We start from the raw sequence: 19331 nt of genomic DNA on the forward strand, positions 1-19331 counted from the left end.
TCATTCTTAACTAAACTTTGCAATTAATAAATCGAAATTGATTGTTCTTGATATTTCATTGTGTGGAACTAATAAATACCTCCAAGGTTTACCGTTGTTTTCAGCGGTGAATTTGGAAGCGTATTTGCAATATTTTACTGCTGCTTCTTTTTTGGCTAAAACATCGGAATCATTCATATTGGCCGATGATTTTGGTTCAACCATATAGATTGTATCTTCTGTTTCTATAATAAAATCAGGTTCGTATCTTTTTGAATTATTGTCCCAATACATACGGAATTGATTGGATGCTGGACGAAGCCATTTAATTACTCTAGCATCGTTTTCTATTACAAATGCTAAATCTTGTTCTGTTTTACTGTCAAATTTATATTCGAAATGACAGGCTTTTTCAAAACCTCTAAAAACATATTTAGCAACTGATATTGTTGGTACAACCACTTCTCTATAATCTCTATATCCTGCATTGATTAAAGCGGAAAAATTCCATTGTTCAATCTTGGTAAATGCATATACTCGTGGTGCTACATAATCAGGTGTTGAAAGTGTAAAATGTACTTTCATTTGGTTGTATATCTTATCTGCAATGGCTGACTTGAATTGAAATATAGTTTGGTGTATTTTATCTTTTTCTACACTATTTTCAAGAATATAATCATAGGCTTGATTCGCCAAATGGTATAATAAATCTGCATTGTCGTCATAATCGATTTCAGGATAATCAATTAATTCTGCAATTATCATTTTTACAGGATTACCATAAGAACCGCTTGATTTTGCTTTTATGGTTTCAATCAATTTATCTCTTAATCCCATTCTGATTATCTCTTGATCTAATGCTTGATAATTAAATTCGGTAAGATCTAAATTAAAGTGATTGAATGTTGCGGTAACTTCGCCTAACACTAAATCCATTCTTGGAATTTCGATTATATTCTCTTTGTAGGAGGCTACAATCTTTTCATAGGTTTCTTCGGCTTCTTTAAGAATATCCACTGCAAACAGATTTCCTTGACCTTCGCTTAATTTTTTTTCTATTTGGCGAATAACTTTTCTTTTTACTTCGGGTTTATTTAAATCTTCTACTTTACGAACTTCGGGTAACGTATTGAAATCAGGTAAAGAATTTATAATTGCTTTTTTAGCATCAAGTGCATTTTGCGCTTTTTGTTTTGTTACTACATTTTCAATTTTATCAACGGCAACTTGTTCATTTTCAAGTTTTATGTCAATAACTGGTTTTGACGTAACTACTTCGGTTTTAGTTTTTAAATCTTCTTCGGGAATTTCAATGAAATTCATTTTATTTAATACCGAATTTGGATCATTTGCAGCCGCTAAAACCGCTTCAAAATTTTCGTGTGCAATTACTGTTAATTTATCAATTTTATCTACTCCTGTTCTCTTTCCATCATAGGGTAAACGCAATCCACGACCAATAGTTTGCTCAATTAAAATACTTGCATTTGCAGCGCGAAGTGGCACAATGGTATAAAGATTAGTTACATCCCAACCCTCTTTTAGCATATTCACGTGAATGACTATTTCTATTTCATTGTCTGGACTTTCTAATGATAAAAATTGCTTTTCAATTTCTTCTTCTTTCTTGGTAGAACTATCAATTTGCAACACTTTCCCTTTGTATTGTCCTTCATAAAAAACATCTGAATTGACATATTCATACACTTCTTTAGCGTGGTTTATATCTCTACAAACTACTAGAATAAAAGGCTTTACTAATTTGACATCATTAGTTTTAGAATAAACTTCTAATTCTGTTCTAGTGTCTTGATGAATGCTTATGGCATCTTCTAATTTTATTTGCTGAATTTCTTCATCAGTTCTGCCTTTTGGATCGAAGTTCTTTCTGGTTGCGATAGCAGGATTTTTGACATATTTTCCTTCTGCTAATGCTTGTGCTAATGAATATTCATAGACCACATTTTGAAAAGGTTTTTGTTTTTCGTCAAATGGTGTTGCGGTTAGTTCTAATCCTAAAATTGGTTTCAATTCATTAATCGCATTCTTGGAAGCACCAGCGTGATAGCGGTGTGCTTCGTCCATAAGTATCACTAAATCTTGTATTCCTGACAAATATTCCCAATAAGATTGTCCTAAATATTCTGATAATCTTTTGATTTTTGGTGCTAATGCAATTCCATCTTTCTTTTGCCCTTTGTTATCGGAATTGAATTTTGAAATATTGAAAATATTAATTCTAATTTCGCCTTCTTTGAAAAGGTTTCCTTGTTGGTTGTAATTGTCTCCTGTTATGATAACGGGTCTGTTGTGTACAAACTCCGAAATACCATTGAACACATATTTATGATAAGCAGGATTACCAAAATCTTGAATTAATTTATCATAAATGGTTAAGTTGGGTGCTAAAACAAAAAAGTTTTTTATGCCTTTTTGCAAGTACAAATAGGCCATACAAGCCCCCATTAAACGCGTTTTACCTACACCTGTTGCAATTGAAAAAGCAATAGATGGAAAATCTCTTTGAAAACTGGTACAGGTTGTAAAACTGTTTTTTATCTTATCTAATTCCGTTTGTAAAAATGCTACTGCTTCATCCTCATTATCGGGTAGTTTAGATAATGTTAAATCATCTGATACTTGTGCCACAATATCTAATGCTTCTTGCAAAGGTTCACGAAGTGAAAGACGGTTTTTTATACGTTGTAATTGTTCGTCGTTGGTCATTTTAGTGGTGGTCAATTATAGGTTAAAAATAAACTTTGTTAGTCATTGCCTTTTCCATCTCTTATTTCTTGAATAGTCAAATCAACAACTTCATCATCTGTTGGTAAATTGACAATATTTAAACTGTAATCGTCTTTACCAAACTCGCATCTATCCAACAACATTTGGGGTATTTTTTTGAGTGTAATGTTAGCGTATTTATTTTTACATTCTTTTTGAAAGGCTTTGCAACATACCAATACTTTTTCTCCTTCTTGCATATCATCGTGAATGCTATCTAAAGCCTCTACGGTAAAGAATTGCGTTGTGGTGAAAATGAAATCATTCTCGGACGAATTACCTTGTTTCCAGAATTTATCTTCATTTGGCAAATAATTAAAACCTTCTTGTTTTGCCATTGCAGCAGCAAGCATATTAGCATTGTATTCTTGACTGATAACCCAATTGCCAAACTTATCTTGTTTTAATAAACTTGGGGCTACTTCATAAAACTTGAAACCACCTCCGCCTTGCCATTTTAAAGATTTTGAAATACCTGTTTGATCTTGACCAGAAACAACTGATTTAAGTCTTTTAAAACAATGAGTATATGCTTGTTCTCCCAATTCAATACCAATATACTTTCGTTTCATTTTTTGTGCCACAGAAGCAGTCGTTCCAGAACCGAGAAAACTATCTAAAATATAATCATTCTCATTCGTAGTTAATTCAAAACAACGTTGAATTAATTTTTCAGGCTTTTTACCTTTTTTAAATGTAACACCACCTTCATTTGCTATTCCTTCCCACGAAATATCCTCCCAAATATTAGTAAGTAATTTTGTAGAAGTCAAAACTCCCTCAACATTATGAACATTTTTTGAATAAAATGACAATTGTTTTCCATTCAAAATATAAATATCATCCAAACCATTAGTCCTGCTTTGCTTAAATATTTTATCAGGATTCTGAATTGAAATGTATTTTAATTCTACTGTTTCTTTACCAGCACCTGTATCGCTAATTTCAGTATCCCTAAATACATTGCCTGAATTATCAAAAACATATTTATCAATATCCGTATCTTTAAAATTATAACTTGTTTTTTCTAATAAGTACGGATAAACTTTATCAAAAAAATCGTCAAGATTCGTTTCAGTCTTAATTTTAGTTTTTAAATAATTAGCCAATTTTTTTAAATCAACTAATTGATCATATGGGAAATTTTCTTTTATGTAGGTAAAAATATCTGTTGAACTATTCCCTTCGATTGTTTCGAATAAACTATTAATAAATACTTTAATATTTTCAATCTTGGGTTTATTTAAATTTTCAAGAAAAGATTTTTTCAATGATGTTATTACCCATTCCTCCTCATTTTTCTCTTTATTTTCAATAAATTTACTATAAGCAGTATCTCTATTTGAAGGTATTCGCATACTTCGACTTTCCCAGCTAAATTTATCTTTTGCAAACCAAAGTATATATTCAGAAGATTTAAATACACCGGGATTTACTGTACTAAATGCTGATGGAGATCTTGCATCGATTGTTATTCTATTAATAAAGTTACTTCTTCCAAAAACATCATCTAAAACTATCTTACAATAATCAAGTTCATTATCATCTAAATGAATAAAAATTGAACCATCTTTAGAAAGCAAATTATATAAAATTGTTATTCTACGGTACATTAAATCTAACCATAATGAATGCTCTACACCATCATCATAGTGATCAAATGCTGCTCCAGTATTAAATGGAGGGTCAATATAAATACACTTTACTTTCCCTGCAAAATCTTGTTCTAGTGCTTTTAATGCCAAAAGATTATCGCCGTGAATGAGTATGTTTTCGGTATTTGGGTCTCCGTAACTGTATTCTGGGTTTTCAATAAGAATTCTTGGTTCAAGTTTGGGTTCGTTACCTTTGCCAATCCAAGTTAATTCTAGTTTTTGGAGGTTGTTTTTTGACATACTATTAATTTTGAGATAAATCTACTTTTTTATAAAAATTGTGTGTCCAACCCACACTTGGATGTAATATATTTTTCCTTGCTAAATGACCAATAATTTGAGCTGGATGGGTATTTATTTTTTTTGCATAATCATAAATATATGCAACTTGATCAGCTTGCTTTACAATTTCGGCCATTAGTATTTTTTCTTCTTTAGCCGAAAATGTGTATTTAGAAGCAAATTCATTAGCTTCTACTTCTTTTTTAAGTCCTTCGGCTGTATAATCTAGACCTTCAACAAAAACATCTTTCTTACCATGTTTTAGGATATGCCCTGCTTCATGAAAGAACGTAAACCAAAAAATATCGTTTCTCTGGTATTGATTAGACAACTGAATTAGAGCAGTATTATTTATCCATCGCGTTGAACCGTGTAATTTGGTTTTAGGCAAACAAGGCGTGTGTACTACCTTAACTCCTGCTTGTAGGCAAATAGTTTGCAGCTGTTCGAAAAAGTTATCGGGATGGTTTGCCATAATAGTTTTTATACTATCTAAAGCGGTTTTAAACTTTGTAGCATCAAAATCTATCGTAGGTAGTTTATGGGCTTGTATTTCGCCTTGACGTAACCACGCGTTAACATTGTGTGGATTTTTATCTCCAGTATTAATCATTCTATATGCTACTACAGTTTCTTCAATTTCATAATGACTGTGATAAGCTCCTACATTTGAAACGGAGAAAAAAGAAAGAACTGCATTAAATTGTTCGATGATTTCATTTTTTGAGAAATCAATCCAACCCAAAGTTTTCATACTAACCAAAGGAAAGTTTTTGAGCCATTGCGATTTTTCTAATAGTTTTTCTGTTTCAGCAATTTCTGCTAATTCTAATCTATAGTTTTGTTCTCTTTCAATCCAGAATTCAGCAGAGATACCCAATACACGTTCTAATTGTATAGCTGTTTCAGGAGTAATTGCTGTTTTACCTTGAATAATTTCGTTAATTGTTTTGACAGGTCTACCCATACGACTAGCCAATTCAGCTTGAGAAATATCTTTGGCTTCAATAGTATCTATTAGGGTTTCACCGGGGTGAGAAATAAGAAGTTTAGCCGCCTCTATATCCTCTAGTGTTTTATACTTCATTTTAGTTAGTGTTAATTAATGATAATCTTCTCCTATATCAATAATTGTAATGTTTGTGACAAGTGTCCAATCTAAACCAGTATCTTCTTTTCGTGGAATGGGGTCGTGATTGGGAGTAAAAATTATTCTATGGTTTGCAGAAATATCACATGCTAATAAATCTTTTTTTCCGTTTGCATTAGAGAGTTCATGGCAATTTGCTTTAGGTATATTTCGAAAATCAGCTAAATTTTTTGCAGCTTTTATTTCTTCTATTCTTTGATTAACAAGTTTAGCTCTAGTGCCATAATTTTTAATTATTGCTCTCGGACTTTCGACTGACTTACTTAACTTATTACTTTTATAACTAATTATCATGCAAATATAAATAATATTATTTAATTATCATTAACCTTTTGGGTTAATTAAAATATAAAATTAAATCATTTTCCACTTAATGGTGAATAATTCTTTTTGTTCAATTTTTTGGTTTAAGCGTTTTTCTATATCGCTTAACAACGTTTCCTTTTTATCATCTATATTATCTTGAGCAGAGTATAAGGTTTGCCTTTTTTCGTTGCGTTTTTTTTCTAACTCTTTAATTTGTCTTTGCGACTTAACTTTGGCTTCTAGATTCAACATTTTTTTAGCTTCTGCTTTACGCAGTTTTATTTCAGCATCAAAATCTCTAATTTCTTTTTCAAGACTGATTTTCATATCGTCAGCCCACTGATCAAGCTTATCCATTTCGATATCAAAAAAGTCTCTATTCCTATTTGCATTTTCAGAAATAATTGTTTGACGTTCTCTATAAATAAGCTCATTGAAAGTAGCTAAAATATCATTAGTTACTTCTACTCTATTTCCTTCTACCGCATTTAGAGAGAAAAACCTTTGTGAAGTTTCACTAGGGATATTTTCGCCATCATCTGTATAGCACCCCATTAAAATATAATCTTCTAACTCAAATGAATTTACCGCCAGGTGTTGTACTTGAAACCAACCTGATTTCCCGATGAAACTTTCTAATACAGTAACTTTGGTTGGTGTATCAGTATAATTGAAAATAACTTCTTTTGAAGGTGTTTTATTTGACTTGCAAGTACTTAAAATTCGCTGTGCTAATTTGTGCCCAATTCGATAAATATTAGTGTCGTCTGGAATAAATACATCTGATTTTTTTTGACCTTCTTTAGGCTTCAAAACCATATACGGCCCACTATGTATGGTTTCGTTTGGAAAAGGATTTTTAAATAATTGAAACGAATAGTCATCAGAAAAATTAGCATAATCATTTAAAAAATACCGTGTTGTTTTCCAAAGTTTATCTTCAAAAGTACTTAAATGCATTTTTGTTTCTAGTAAATTACTTTTAAGTTTTTCTTTTACTCCTTCATCAAAATGTTCTAATAAAGTAGTTCTAACCGTTTGTATTTTTTCTGATATTTCAGGTCTTAGTTCGTCTTGTAAACTATCGAAAGCATTTTTTATTTCATCAACTGTTCTGCAATCATTATAAATTTGAGCAATCCTTTTTTCAAAATCTACACCATTACCAATAGCTCCTAACACTTCGTCACTAGAGCCAAAAACACCATCAAACAATTGGAATTTTTGATCTAGTAATTCATATACTCTTTTGTCAGCTGCATTTTTAATATTTAAGAAATTTACAACTACAACATCATGTTTTTGCCCATAACGGTGACAACGACCAATACGTTGCTCAATACGCTGTGGATTCCAAGGCATATCAAAATTAACAATAAGAGAACAAAATTGTAAATTAATCCCTTCTGCAGCAGCTTCGGTAGCAATCATAATTGTTGCTTCATCTCTAAAATAGTCGACCAATGCAGCTCTTTTATCAGCAGTAGGGGAACCCGTAACTTTATCTGTTCCTTTGTGCTCTAGTAGCCAGTTTTTATAGATTTCTTTGGATTTAGTATCCGTATTTGTTCCATTAAACTGGACTACTTTATCTTTATGCCCTCTTGCTTCTAAAAGATTATAGAGAAATTCTTGCGTTCTTCTACTTTCGGTAAAAATTAATGCTTTTTGATTAGCTCCTAATTTTTCAAGTTCTTGAAATGCTTTTTCAAGAGCTACAAACAAATGTTCAGCTTTTGAATTTTTTCTAATTCTTTGAGCTAAATCACGATATTTTTTTAAATCATCAATTTCAATATTAATTGCTTCAATGTCTTCAGGAGTATATTCAATTTCTTTTTGTAATTCCTGTTCATCCTCTACCCATTCATCACTTAATTCATTAAGTGTATCGAAATCAAACTCTAATTCAGTTAGTATATCAAAGTGATTTTTAAGCACAATTTTCTCAAGCTTTTTTACTAGAGCATCCAAAGTTCCATAAATAGCAAAAGTTGACGAGGCTAATAATTTTCTTAAAATCAATGTCATTAATTGGCGCTGGCTATTTGGAAGCGCGTAGAGTTTTGGACGCTGTAAATACTCAGAAACCCATTCATATAATTGATGTTCCTCATCTGAAGGAAGAAATTCTTCACAAAATGCCCTTCTTTCTGTGTAATTAATATATTCTAATACTTGTCTTCTTAAAGTTCGATGACAAATAGGAAGTAACCTGCTTTTTAGTTCATCGTAATTTCCTTCGTCTAATTGCCTGCTATATTGACTCTTAAAGCTTTTTAAATCTCCAAATATAAAATCATCAATGATGCTTACTAAACCATAAAGCTCTAAAATTGAGTTCTGTAAGGGAGTTGCAGTAAGTAGTACCTTTTTTCTGTTCTTCAACGCCTCTTTAATAACGTTTCCAATTTTATTAGAGGCTTTGTAAACGTTTCGTAAACGATGTGCTTCATCAATTATAACTAATTCCCACGGTGTTTGCTCAATATAGATTGCTTTATGTTTAGCAAAATGATACGAACAAATCACAATATTATTCTTTTGATTAAAAGGGTTAAGGTTTCCTTTTTTTATTTGTTCGTTGAAAGTTTTAGTTTCTAAAATTATCGAAGGTAAAAAAAACTTATCCGCTAATTCCTGACTCCATTGCTTACGAAGATTCGAGGGAGCAATTATCAAAAGTGTTCTTTTACGCTCTGCCCATTGTTGCGACAAAATAATTCCTGCCTCAATTGTCTTACCCAGCCCAACTTCATCAGCTAAAATAGCACCTTGCGATAAAGGTGATTGAAAAGCAAACAACGCAGCTTCAACTTGGTGCGGATTTAAATCTACTTGAGCATCTTGTAACGAAGACGTTAGCTTTCCGAGATCATTGGAAGGTCTTTGTCTTGTTAATTCGTAGGAAAAATATTTAGCGTGAAAAGCAGTGAAAATCATTTATTTTATATCAATTTTATAAATGGACAGATACATTTGTAGCAAGATACTTTAAAATTATCTATTCTAATGTAAATATAAACTAACTTTTGAGTTTACGATAATTACTTTTATAATTTCTCATAAATACCATAATCAGGCTGTTTTAAGTGTGTACCTAAACAGGCTTTTAATAAATTATCCACTGTTCTTTCGGATAATTTATAGGCACTACCTATTTCAACTGCTTCCTTGCGTTTGAACTCCAAAGGCAAAGCATCGAAAAACTGTTTTTTCTTTTCCCCTGATTTAAAAGGGCCTTGATCGCCTTGTTTTGGTAAATTATTAAACATGATTACACTGTGTTCTAAATAAGTTGTTACGAGTGTTAAAGCAGTTTCAAAATCAATATCAGTACAATAGATTTCTGTATGATAATCATTCGCTTTAAATTTCCTGATAGCGGTAAAAACCATGCAAAAACGATATAAAATAATACCTAGACGTTTTACCACACTCAAGGCATCATCACTTACAAAAGTGTTTACTTGATGTAAAAAAGTACTGAAGGAATTATTTAGTTTAGACCATTGTTCCTCTGACAAAAGCAATATCATACTATCCCGTTCGAAAAACTCTACCATTTTCAATACTTCTCTTGATTGTGTTTTAAAAAAGTCGGTTAGATTTATCGGGTTTCCTTTTGGTGAAGGATCAAGCCAAACGGCATCCGTTTTAAAAACATAGAAAATGAACCGGCTAAACAAACCATCTTCGGCAGAGGAAATGATATTGAAAATTTGTTTTAATGTTCCTGACAATGCAACTGAAAGTTGCGGTTCATTTACTTCGACAAACTCGGCATCTGTTTTACGACTTACAGAAATTTTCTCGTGATGAAAGGATTTTCGAAGCATATCAGAATAAGAACCCCATTCGTTTTTGAATGTTTGTCCTAATGTATCGGCTTCGGTTTCACAAATAATTCCTTTACCTTCATTCCAATCTAAATGCTGAATTACTTTTGCATTACTCGTATTGGCAGGAATATAGACTACTTTTAATTTGGGTGCTATTGTAATCCCAAAATAGTGGACAATAACCTTTTCATTTATCTGTCGTTATTCTTGCGCTTTTATCAATGTTTGTCAAATATTGTCTCTAATTCTTTAGGGAAATAATTATCGATTTTTAAAGAATACATTCTTTTAATTTTTCCCTCGTCGGTTAGTTCTGCTGCGGTCACAATCTTTTACTTCTTGCTGCCATAACTCCTTCCTACATCGCCTTTTTCCTTCCCACCAATAACAAATTCATTAACATGAACAGTTTCTGTCATGGGATGATTTCCACAACATTTCATAGCTTCTCGAATTTTATGCATAAATAAACGTGTAGTTTTTTTTGTCACCACAAAGCAAACGACCATATAATTGGTAGATAAGCTTTTAATAGTAGTTGACATCTCACTGCAATCTTTTAAGGGGTTAAACTACACAGAGGTTATCAAATTATATAACAATCAATTTTAAACCTATGAATTATATATGAAACTTTAATAATTCTGTAAGTTGTAACTAATTTATAATATATATATTCACTGATTAGTGTGAATGAAACTTGACGCTTGAATGACGATTATTTTTGCCAACACAGTTTACAATATATATTTACAAAAAAAATAATAATTAACTTGATAATTATAAATTCTAATTTTGTTAAAAAATTAGAATTTTTTAAATGTGAAGATATTTTTAAAATAAACGAGATGATTAAGCAAGTATTTATGATGTCCATGCTAAATTGCTCAATAAATTGTAATTTACCTAACAGATAAAAAATAAAATAACCGAAATTAATAAGCACAATTGAAAATACAGCTTAAATAGTAATGTAAAGGTTGGCAATATGGGAAAAGTGAAAGATTGTATTATTGATGATGCAGTTTGAATACCATTTACCTTATTGTCAAAACTTGCATTTGCTTTTTTAGAATAAAAGTCATTATTTCTCCGCTTTAAATTATAGATGCGCAGTAGAAAGAGCAAAAAGTGATTACCATCTATTTAAAAGATGAAGTAAAATGGCGTCCTAACTATAATTCTTTAGGGCCAATAAATGATTAATATGAGCATTTACAAAATTATAAATAAGAAATATAATAGATATGGAAATTTTAGAAGAAGCTGCACTATTTGAAAACGCCAAAATGAGTCACATGAGTACTAGTGAAAGAGTAATAGCTTCAAGAGAAGCAAAGCGACTTGTCTTAGAAATCAATAAGATTTATCAAGAGACTCAAGAAACAACCTTAATGGATTTAATGAAAAGGCTGACCATTAAAAAACAACGAATTGATATTCGTCTAAAAGGAAGACCTAATTCATGAATTTATTTCTAATCCATATTAAAAAAAAACTATGAAAAATCAGATAGTAAAAATAATTTCAGTTCAACATGTTACGCATGATGTAAAGCGTTTCACAGTTCAAAAACCAGAAGATTTCCAATTTTTAGCTGGACAAGCAACAGAAGTGTCTGTAAATACTCCTGCACTTAAAAATGAGAAGCGACCTTTTACATTTACTAGTTTAAATGATAACAAGAATCTAGAATTTACAATCAAAATTTATGATAGTCACGATGGAGTTACAAAAGAATTAGGAGAATTAAAACAGGGTGACGAACTTATTATTCGTGATGTTTGGGGCGCAATTGAATATAAAGGTGAAGGTGTATTTATTGCTGGCGGTGCAGGTGTAACACCATTCATTGCCATTCTAAGACAGTTACAAGCTGATAACAAAATTGCGAACAATAAGCTCATTTTTACCAATAAAACCGAAAAAGATATCATTCTTAAAGAAGAATTTAAAGACATGCTTGGTGAGAATTTTATCAACACTCTTACTGATGAAAAAAAAGAAGGATATGAAAACACAAGAATTGACTATGCTTTCCTTAAAGAAAAAATAGACAACTTTAAACAGCACTTTTATGTGTGTGGTCCACCAAAATTTGTTACAGCTATCTCAGAAGCACTCACCCAATTAGGAGCTGAAACTGATGCAGTAGTTTTTGAGAAATAATTTTTGAAAGTTGTTAAAAGTAATTTGCTTTTCTTTTTTTTTGAGTTTAAACTTTGGAAAAATTTACTTTAATGAATTTTATTTTTAATGCAAAATTATTTGATAATAATTATGAAGAAAATTTATTTACAAGACAATATCTCGTAACAAAATTAGTTTCCTACTCGCGCTAATTTTTCTTTTATTTTTTCCTCAGAAATTCCCCAATATCTTAATGCAAAAGATGCCGTTGGTATTTTAAATTCTGACAGTGCACGATTAATCAGTTTTTTTTATAATTCTGATACATTCAATATTTCGGTGGGTAGATGTTCAGCAATTATAGAGGCATTCTACAAAATAAAGAATTATCATTAGATAGATCTAAAACAGCTAAACTGTAAAAAAACATCCTTTTTACTATAAAAGCTTCGCAATACGTAGCTAAATTATTTCCCAGTTTAGCAAATTAATATTTTTTTTAAAATCAAAAAGACAGACAGCAAAAGACAATTAACAATAATATATACCTGACATGAAAGCACTACAAATAGTAAAATACGGTGAAATCAAAGAGAGCTTATCCATCAATGAGATCGAAAAACCTTCTTTAAAACCAAATGATGTTTTAGTTGAAGTGAAAGCAGCTTCATTAAATCCTATTGATTATAAAATGGTGGAAGGTAACCTGAAAGATATGATTTCGTTAGACTTACCAAGTACAATAGGTTTCGATTTAAGCGGTGTGGTGATTGAGAAAGGTGCAGATGTAAAAAATTTTGAAATTGGAGATGAAGTATATTCCCGAGTGCCACAAGAACAAATGGGTACCATAGCAGAATTTGTAACTGTCACTAGTGACTTGGTTGCCAAGAAACCCAAAAACAGCTCTTTTGAAGAAGCGGCTGGGTTGCCGTTAACAGGACTTACAGCAATACAAGCCTTAGAGAATGTTGGTATTAAAAAGAACGATAGAATTCTCATTCATGCTGGGTCTGGTGGTGTAGGCACCTTTGCAATTCAGTATGCTAAGGCTAAAGGAGCTATTGTATATACTACTACCAGCAGCAAAAATGTAGACTGGGTCAAAGCTTTAGGTGCGGACCGAGTAATCGATTATAAAACGGAAGATTATAAAAAGGTTGCTAACAATTTAGATATTGTTTTTGATACTTTAGGAAATGATTACACCTTTGATGCTTTTGAAATTATAAAAGAGGGTGGAAAAGTGACTACAATATCAGGTCCACCTGACGCAGAAACAGCCAAGAACATGGGTATGAAAGATTATAAATTGCCCGAAAAATTATCAAAACTGATCAAGGAAAAATCTGCTGTTTATAAACTAACTTGGATGCAGCCCAATGTTGAGCAGCTAAATAAAATCAGTAAAATGGTTGAAGATGGGGACATTAAACCCATAATCGATTTGATTTACCCTTTTGAAGATGGTATTGATGCCTATTTATATTTAGCTACTGGACGAGCCAAAGGAAAGGTGATTATTAGGATGTCGTAAAAAATTTAAGACGATAGATAAAATTAGTAATGATAAAAGACAAAACAATATGACTAATAAAAAACAAAATGTACTCGTTGCGGGAGCAAACGGTACCACAGGAAGAATTATTATTGAACTACTGAAAAGTTCGGACCTTTATAATCCTATTGCCATGGTAAGGGATCAAGAACAAAAAGACTATTTTGAAAAAGAAAATGTTTTAGTGGTGCTAGCCGATCTAGAGCAGGATCTAAAAGATGCTGTAATAAATGTAGACAAAGTGATTTTTGCAGCAGGATCTCAAGGTGAAAATGTAATTGGAGTAGATCAAGAAGGTGCAAAAAGATTAATTGATGCTTCTAAAAATGCTGGAATAAGAAAATTTGTTATGCTCAGTGCTATGGGAGCTGATGATCCTTCTGTCAGTGATACTCTTGAAGACTATTTGAAAGCAAAACAAAATGCTGACAACTATTTAAAATCAAGTGGCTTAAATTATACTATAGTAAGACCTGGCTCACTAACGGATGAAGAAGGTACAGGTAAAATTCAGTTAGAAGAAAAAATAAATAATGAAGGAAGTATTTCAAGAGCAGATGTTGCTCAAACCTTAGTTGATGTTTTGAATGATATTGCAAAACACAATCAAGTTTTCGAAATTCTAGCTGGTGAAACACCTATTGAAAAAGCGGTTAATCAGCAATAAATAATATAGATAACACTTTACATATTACAATAAAAAAATAATGTCCACAGCAGAAGTAACCACTGCAAGTGTTTGTAATAATCAGGTAAAAAGCAGCAAAATTATTTTAGATCTAGAATCAAAACGTTAAAAAAATTGGATAGAATAAGCGATTATTAAACCAATTCTAAAATGCTTTTTGTGGCAGGATATTCAGTTTGTTTCGATCGTGCGTTAAACTTCGTGATTAAAAAGAAGAAACAAGTGTAAATACAAAAATAAGCATTGGACAAATCGAAAATGGTAGTTTTGGTTTAGCATCAGAATTAGTAGTAAATAGTACAGAAGCAAGTTTAGAACCAGCACAAGAGTTGGCAAAAATTTCGCATCAAGTCTGTTCCTATTTTACGTTAAATGGGGCGACATTAAATTAAAATTATCCTCAACCAATAATAAATATATTTTAAAGAGTACATGATCAAATATCAAATCCAACCAATGCCGCAAAATTCAACTATGACTTATTTATGTGATTAAAGTAATTTAGTATTTCATAAATATTTAATGTTTAAAAAAATAAGACACGTCAATCTTTCTTTAAAAATAGAAGTTTGACCTAGGTCATTTTCAACAATAAAGCGTTCCTTAAGTTTTGAAAAATACAAAAAGGAGAACGAAATACAGAAAACATAAATAATTATGAAATTAATAATAAAAAACAATAATTTATTTACACTATCAATGATAGGGATTTTTTTACTTGTTTTAAGTTGTGGTAAAAAGGATGAAAAAAAAGTTGCTCCACCTGCAGCAACTTTTCCGGTAACACAAATAAAACTTAAAACAGTTACAGGATATCAAGAATACCCAACTAACATAGAAGGTATTGTCAATAGTGATGTAAGAGCTAAAACTTCGGGATATATTCAAAATGTCTTAGTGGATGAAGGTCAAAAAGTGCGTAAAGGTCAAATTTTATTTAAATTAGAAACACAATCTTTGAATCAAGACGCTGGTGCAGCAAAAGCACGTATTATCGTCGCGCAAGTAGAAGTAGATAAATTGATTCCTCTTGTAGAAAAAAACATTATTAGTGCTGTACAATTAGAAAGCGCTAAAGCCATTTTGACTCAGGCAAAAGCTAATTACAGTAGCGTTATTGCTAATATAAATTACGCAACCATTAAAAGTCCCATAGATGGTTATGTTGGAGCTATTAATTTTAGAGAAGGCGCTTTAATTAGTATGAATAATGAAACACCTTTGACAAAAGTGAGTAAAATTAATAAGGTGTATGCTTTTTTTAGTTTTAACGAAGCGCAATATATAGACCATTTACAACGAGTTGAAGGTAAAAACAAAGCAGAGCGCATTAAAAACGCAGCAGATGTAAGTCTAGTTTTGCCCAATGGAAAGATTTATTCTGAAACTGGACGCATTCAAACAAGTACAGGTCAAATCAATCAAAGCACAGGAACCATAACAATAAGAGCTGCCTTTGATAATCCAGACGAAATTTTAAGTAATGGAAATAGTGGGAAAATTAGAATTCCTTTGGAATATAAAGATGCTATTGTTGTGCCTCAATCAGCAACATTTGAGCAACAAAAAGATATTTTAATTTACACATTAAATAAAGATAATAAAGCTAAATCTACTTTAATAAAAGTACAAGGTACAGTTGGAAATTTATATGTGATAAAATCGGGACTTAAAGAAGGAGATAAAATTATTATTTCTGGAGTTGGTAAGTTAAAAAACGGAACACCAATTTCGCCAAAAGAAATCTCTTTCGATGAGGCTGTTAAACCAATAGAGGCCTCTTTTAAAAATTAGTAACCACTAAAAAATATTTATCATGTTAAAAACGTTCATTGAAAGACCGGTACTTTCAACGGTAATATCTATTATAATAGTGATGCTTGGCATTATTAGTATTACGAGTTTACCAATAGAGGAATATCCAGATATTGCACCACCAACAATTAAGGTATCAGCTGCTTACCCAGGAGCCAATGCAGAAACTGTATTAGAGAGTGTGATTATTCCTATTGAGGAACAAATCAATGGCGTAGAGGGTATGACCTACATTACATCAACAGCATCTAATAATGGTACCGCTGAAATCACTGTTTATTTTAATCAAAGTACCGATGCAGATATTGCCGCAGTTAACGTACAAAACCGTGTTAGTAGAGCAAATCCTTTGTTGCCACAAGAGGTAAAACAAACCGGTGTCACTACCCAAAAGCAGGAAACAAGTGCATTAATGTTCTTATCCATGTACACCGATAGTGAGGATTATGATGCGACCTTTATTCAAAACTATTTAAAAATAAATATTATACCTGCCATGCAACGTATTAGTGGTGTTGGTGATGTTAATATCTTTTCACAACAAGATTACGCCATGCGTATATGGTTAAAGCCAGAAAAACTTGCAGTGTACAATTTAGTCCCGTCAGATATTACAGCTGCTTTACAAGAACAAAATTTAGAGGCTGCAGCAGGCTCTCTAGGTGAAAATAATGGCGAATCATTTTCATACGCATTAACTTATAGTGGGCGTTTTAAAGAAGCAAAACAGTATGAAGATATTATCATCAAAGCATTAGGTGATGGAGCGTTTCTTCGTCTAAAAGATATAGCAACGATAGAATTAGATGCACAATCATATACGTCTAATGCTATGAGTTTAGGTCATCCTGCAATATTTATGGGTATTTTTCAAACGAAAGGTTCTAATGCTCAAGAAATTATAAAAAATATTAAAATGACTTTAGAAACAGTCAAGAAAGATTTACCCAAAGGATTACACATTTTTGTGCCTTATGATACTAGCTTATTTTTAAATGCTTCGATTGAGAAAGTAATTATAACCTTAATTGAAGCCTTTTTATTAGTATTCTTAGTGGTATTTATCTTTTTACAAGATTTCCGTTCTACTTTAATTCCTGCAATAGCAGTTCCAGTTTCTATCATTGGTACTTTCTTTTTTTTGAATGTTTTTGGATATTCAATTAACTTATTAACGCTATTCGCATTAGTTCTTGCTATTGGTATTGTAGTAGATGATGCCATAGTTGTCGTTGAAGCCGTCCACACTAAATTAGATGAAGGTGAAAAAAATCCTAAAAAAGCAACGCTAAAAGCAATGAACGAGATTTCTGGAGCCATTATTTCGATCACTTTGGTAATGGCTGCGGTATTTATTCCAGTCACTTTTATAACTGGTCCAACAGGAGTCTTTTATGAGCAGTTTGGAGTTACCTTAATTATTGCAATTCTGATTTCAGCTGTTAATGCCTTAACATTAAGTCCCGCATTATGCGCCTTATTATTAAAAGCAAATAAAGATGATGAAGCGCTAAAGGGAAAAAATCTATTACAACGTTTTTACACATTATTTAATAGAGGATTTAATGCTACAGTAAATAGGTATGGACAATCTGTTACTTTTTTATATAAAAAAAAATGGATATCCGCAGTATTATTAGTATTGGTTTTACTAGGGATTTTCTGGGCTTCAAAAACGACGCCTACTGGTTTTGTTCCTAATGAAGATAGAGGAATTATATTTGCCAATATAGAATTGCCTCCAGGAGCTTCTTTAGATAGAACAGATGCCGTAACTAAAAATCTATTTACAAAAACGAGCAAAGTGGCAGGAGTTGTGGGTGTATCTTTTGTAAAAGGGAGGAGTTTAATTAGTGGCGCTGGCAGCAACTATGCAATAGGATTTTTAAAACTTGAAGATTGGGGTGACCGCGATGATACATCATTATCGTCAGAAGCGATTATTGGTAAACTATTTGGAATTGCTTCAACCATTCCAGAAGCAAATATTATTTTCTTTGCACCACCAAGTATTAGAGGATTTGGGAATTCTGCTGGTTTCGAGGTGAATTTATTAGATAAGCTTGGAGGCGAATTTACAGCTTTAGATAAAGCGAATCAAGAGTTTAGCGCGGCATTAACAAAGCATCCAGAAATTCAATATGCACAATCCTCTTTTAATACGAAGTATCCTCAATATGAAATGCAAATAAATGTGCCATTAGCAAAAGAAAAAGGTGTACCCATCAATAGTATTTTCTCAACACTGCAAGGCTATATTGGAGGAGTTTATGCATCAGATTTTTCAAGATTCGGTAAACAATTCAGAGTTTATATTCAATCATTACCAGAAGACAGAGCCGATGTTGATGATTTAAACAGCATGTATGTTAGAACAGCATCAGGAGAAATGGCACCTATTACACAGTTTGTAAGTCTTGAGCGCGTGTATGGTCCACAAGCTGTAACACGATTTAATTTATTTAATTCAACAACAATTACAGGAGCCACAAACTCAGGATTTAGTACTGGTGATGCTATTAGAGTTATTGAAGAAGAGGCTAAAAATCTACCAACTAACTATACAATCGCTTATTCAGGTTTGACGCGTGAAGAAGTAAATGCAGGAAACCAAACAACGTTTATCTTTATCTTAAGTATTCTATTTATTTACTTTTTACTAAGTGCGCAATATGAAAGTTACTTATTGCCATTTGCAGTGGTATTATCACTACCATTAGGAGTTTTTGGAGCTTATTTAAGCACAAAATTATTAGGATTGGAAAACAATATTTATTTCCAAATTGCCTTAATTATGCTTATCGGATTACTCGCTAAAAATGCGATTTTAATAGTGGAGTTTGCGCTACAAAGACGTAAAAATGGAGAAAGCATTGTAGAAGCTGCTATAAACGGAGCAAAAGCACGTTTACGCCCAATTTTAATGACTTCGTTTGCCTTTATTTTAGGATTAATGCCATTAGTATTTGCTTCAGGTGTTGGTGCAGCAGGGAATAACTCCATTGGTACAGGAGCAGCAGGAGGAATGCTTGTAGGAACACTTTTAGGCGTTTTTCTAATACCTATATTATTTATCTTATTTCAGTGGTTACAGGAAAAAGTGTCAAGTAAACCCGCAACAACAACTATTGAAGAATAA

General features: G+C 31.8%; 12 protein-coding genes and 1 pseudogene. 6 read left to right on the plus strand and 7 right to left on the minus strand.

Features of this window, described 5'->3' with window-relative positions:
- Positions 1-6: 6 nt before the first annotated feature.
- From RCH18_RS06715 to RCH18_RS06745, 7 genes and pseudogenes are all read right to left on the minus strand, one after another.
- Positions 7-2706, minus strand: coding sequence for a DEAD/DEAH box helicase (locus RCH18_RS06715; RefSeq protein WP_326935984.1), 2700 nt, complete (start codon positions 2704-2706; stop codon positions 7-9).
- Positions 2707-2744: 38 nt separating this feature from the next.
- The gene (locus RCH18_RS06720; protein ID WP_326935985.1) at positions 2745-4661 is read right to left on the minus strand and encodes a site-specific DNA-methyltransferase; all 1917 of its coding nucleotides are present in this window, start codon (positions 4659-4661) and stop codon (positions 2745-2747) included.
- Between the two features lie 4 nt (positions 4662-4665).
- Positions 4666-5790, minus strand: coding sequence for a HigA family addiction module antitoxin (locus RCH18_RS06725; protein WP_326935986.1), 1125 nt, complete (start codon positions 5788-5790; stop codon positions 4666-4668).
- 15 nt (positions 5791-5805) lie between these two features.
- Positions 5806-6147 (minus strand): killer suppression protein HigA, encoded by a 342-nt coding sequence (locus RCH18_RS06730; RefSeq protein WP_326935987.1) that lies wholly within the window; start codon positions 6145-6147, stop codon positions 5806-5808.
- A 60-nt stretch (positions 6148-6207) separates the two neighbouring features.
- Positions 6208-9102, minus strand: a complete 2895-nt coding sequence (locus RCH18_RS06735) for an SNF2-related protein (RefSeq protein WP_326935988.1) — start codon at positions 9100-9102, stop codon at positions 6208-6210.
- 110 nt (positions 9103-9212) lie between these two features.
- Positions 9213-10196 (minus strand): DUF3987 domain-containing protein, encoded by a 984-nt coding sequence (locus tag RCH18_RS06740; RefSeq protein ID WP_326936029.1) that lies wholly within the window; start codon positions 10194-10196, stop codon positions 9213-9215.
- Positions 10192-10555: pseudogene (locus tag RCH18_RS06745) on the minus strand (IS1595 family transposase); the annotation flags it as partial. The pseudogene RCH18_RS06745 and the gene RCH18_RS06740, both read right to left, overlap by 5 nt.
- Before the next feature lie 693 nt (positions 10556-11248).
- On the opposite strand from RCH18_RS06745, the gene RCH18_RS06750 reads away from it, so the two are divergent.
- The 6 genes from RCH18_RS06750 (at position 11249) to RCH18_RS06775 (ending at position 19331) form a co-directional block, all read left to right on the plus strand.
- On the plus strand, positions 11249-11470 hold the full coding sequence (locus RCH18_RS06750) for a hypothetical protein (RefSeq protein ID WP_326935989.1): 222 nt from the start codon (positions 11249-11251) through the stop codon (positions 11468-11470).
- Positions 11471-11501: 31 nt separating this feature from the next.
- Positions 11502-12170 carry an FAD-binding oxidoreductase gene (locus tag RCH18_RS06755; protein WP_326935990.1) on the plus strand — a complete coding sequence of 223 codons (669 nt, stop codon included), beginning with the start codon at positions 11502-11504 and terminating at the stop codon, positions 12168-12170.
- 514 nt (positions 12171-12684) lie between these two features.
- Positions 12685-13668 (plus strand): NADP-dependent oxidoreductase, encoded by a 984-nt coding sequence (locus tag RCH18_RS06760; RefSeq protein ID WP_326935991.1) that lies wholly within the window; start codon positions 12685-12687, stop codon positions 13666-13668.
- 49 nt (positions 13669-13717) lie between these two features.
- A complete protein-coding gene (locus tag RCH18_RS06765; protein ID WP_326935992.1) occupies positions 13718-14356 on the plus strand; it encodes an SDR family oxidoreductase in 639 nt (212 codons plus the stop codon).
- 678 nt (positions 14357-15034) lie between these two features.
- Positions 15035-16171 (plus strand): efflux RND transporter periplasmic adaptor subunit, encoded by a 1137-nt coding sequence (locus RCH18_RS06770; RefSeq protein WP_326935993.1) that lies wholly within the window; start codon positions 15035-15037, stop codon positions 16169-16171.
- Positions 16172-16193: 22 nt separating this feature from the next.
- Positions 16194-19331, plus strand: coding sequence for an efflux RND transporter permease subunit (locus RCH18_RS06775; protein ID WP_326935994.1), 3138 nt, complete (start codon positions 16194-16196; stop codon positions 19329-19331).

The sequence above is a fragment of the Flavobacterium sp. PL11 genome (assembly GCF_035985025.1).
Lineage (GTDB): Bacteria > Bacteroidota > Bacteroidia > Flavobacteriales > Flavobacteriaceae > Flavobacterium.

Excerpts from the sequence above, each read along its gene's own strand:
- RCH18_RS06715 (WP_326935984.1), bottom strand. The coding sequence starts at position 2,706 with ATGACCAACGACGAACAATTACAACGTATAAAAAACCGTCTTTCACTT.
- RCH18_RS06720 (WP_326935985.1), bottom strand. The coding sequence starts at position 4,661 with ATGTCAAAAAACAACCTCCAAAAACTAGAATTAACTTGGATTGGCAAA.
- RCH18_RS06725 (WP_326935986.1), bottom strand. The coding sequence starts at position 5,790 with ATGAAGTATAAAACACTAGAGGATATAGAGGCGGCTAAACTTCTTATT.
- RCH18_RS06730 (WP_326935987.1), bottom strand. The coding sequence starts at position 6,147 with ATGATAATTAGTTATAAAAGTAATAAGTTAAGTAAGTCAGTCGAAAGT.
- RCH18_RS06735 (WP_326935988.1), bottom strand. The coding sequence starts at position 9,102 with ATGATTTTCACTGCTTTTCACGCTAAATATTTTTCCTACGAATTAACA.
- RCH18_RS06750 (WP_326935989.1), top strand. The coding sequence starts at position 11,249 with ATGGAAATTTTAGAAGAAGCTGCACTATTTGAAAACGCCAAAATGAGT.
- RCH18_RS06755 (WP_326935990.1), top strand. The coding sequence starts at position 11,502 with ATGAAAAATCAGATAGTAAAAATAATTTCAGTTCAACATGTTACGCAT.
- RCH18_RS06760 (WP_326935991.1), top strand. The coding sequence starts at position 12,685 with ATGAAAGCACTACAAATAGTAAAATACGGTGAAATCAAAGAGAGCTTA.
- RCH18_RS06765 (WP_326935992.1), top strand. The coding sequence starts at position 13,718 with ATGACTAATAAAAAACAAAATGTACTCGTTGCGGGAGCAAACGGTACC.
- RCH18_RS06770 (WP_326935993.1), top strand. The coding sequence starts at position 15,035 with ATGAAATTAATAATAAAAAACAATAATTTATTTACACTATCAATGATA.
- RCH18_RS06775 (WP_326935994.1), top strand. The coding sequence starts at position 16,194 with ATGTTAAAAACGTTCATTGAAAGACCGGTACTTTCAACGGTAATATCT.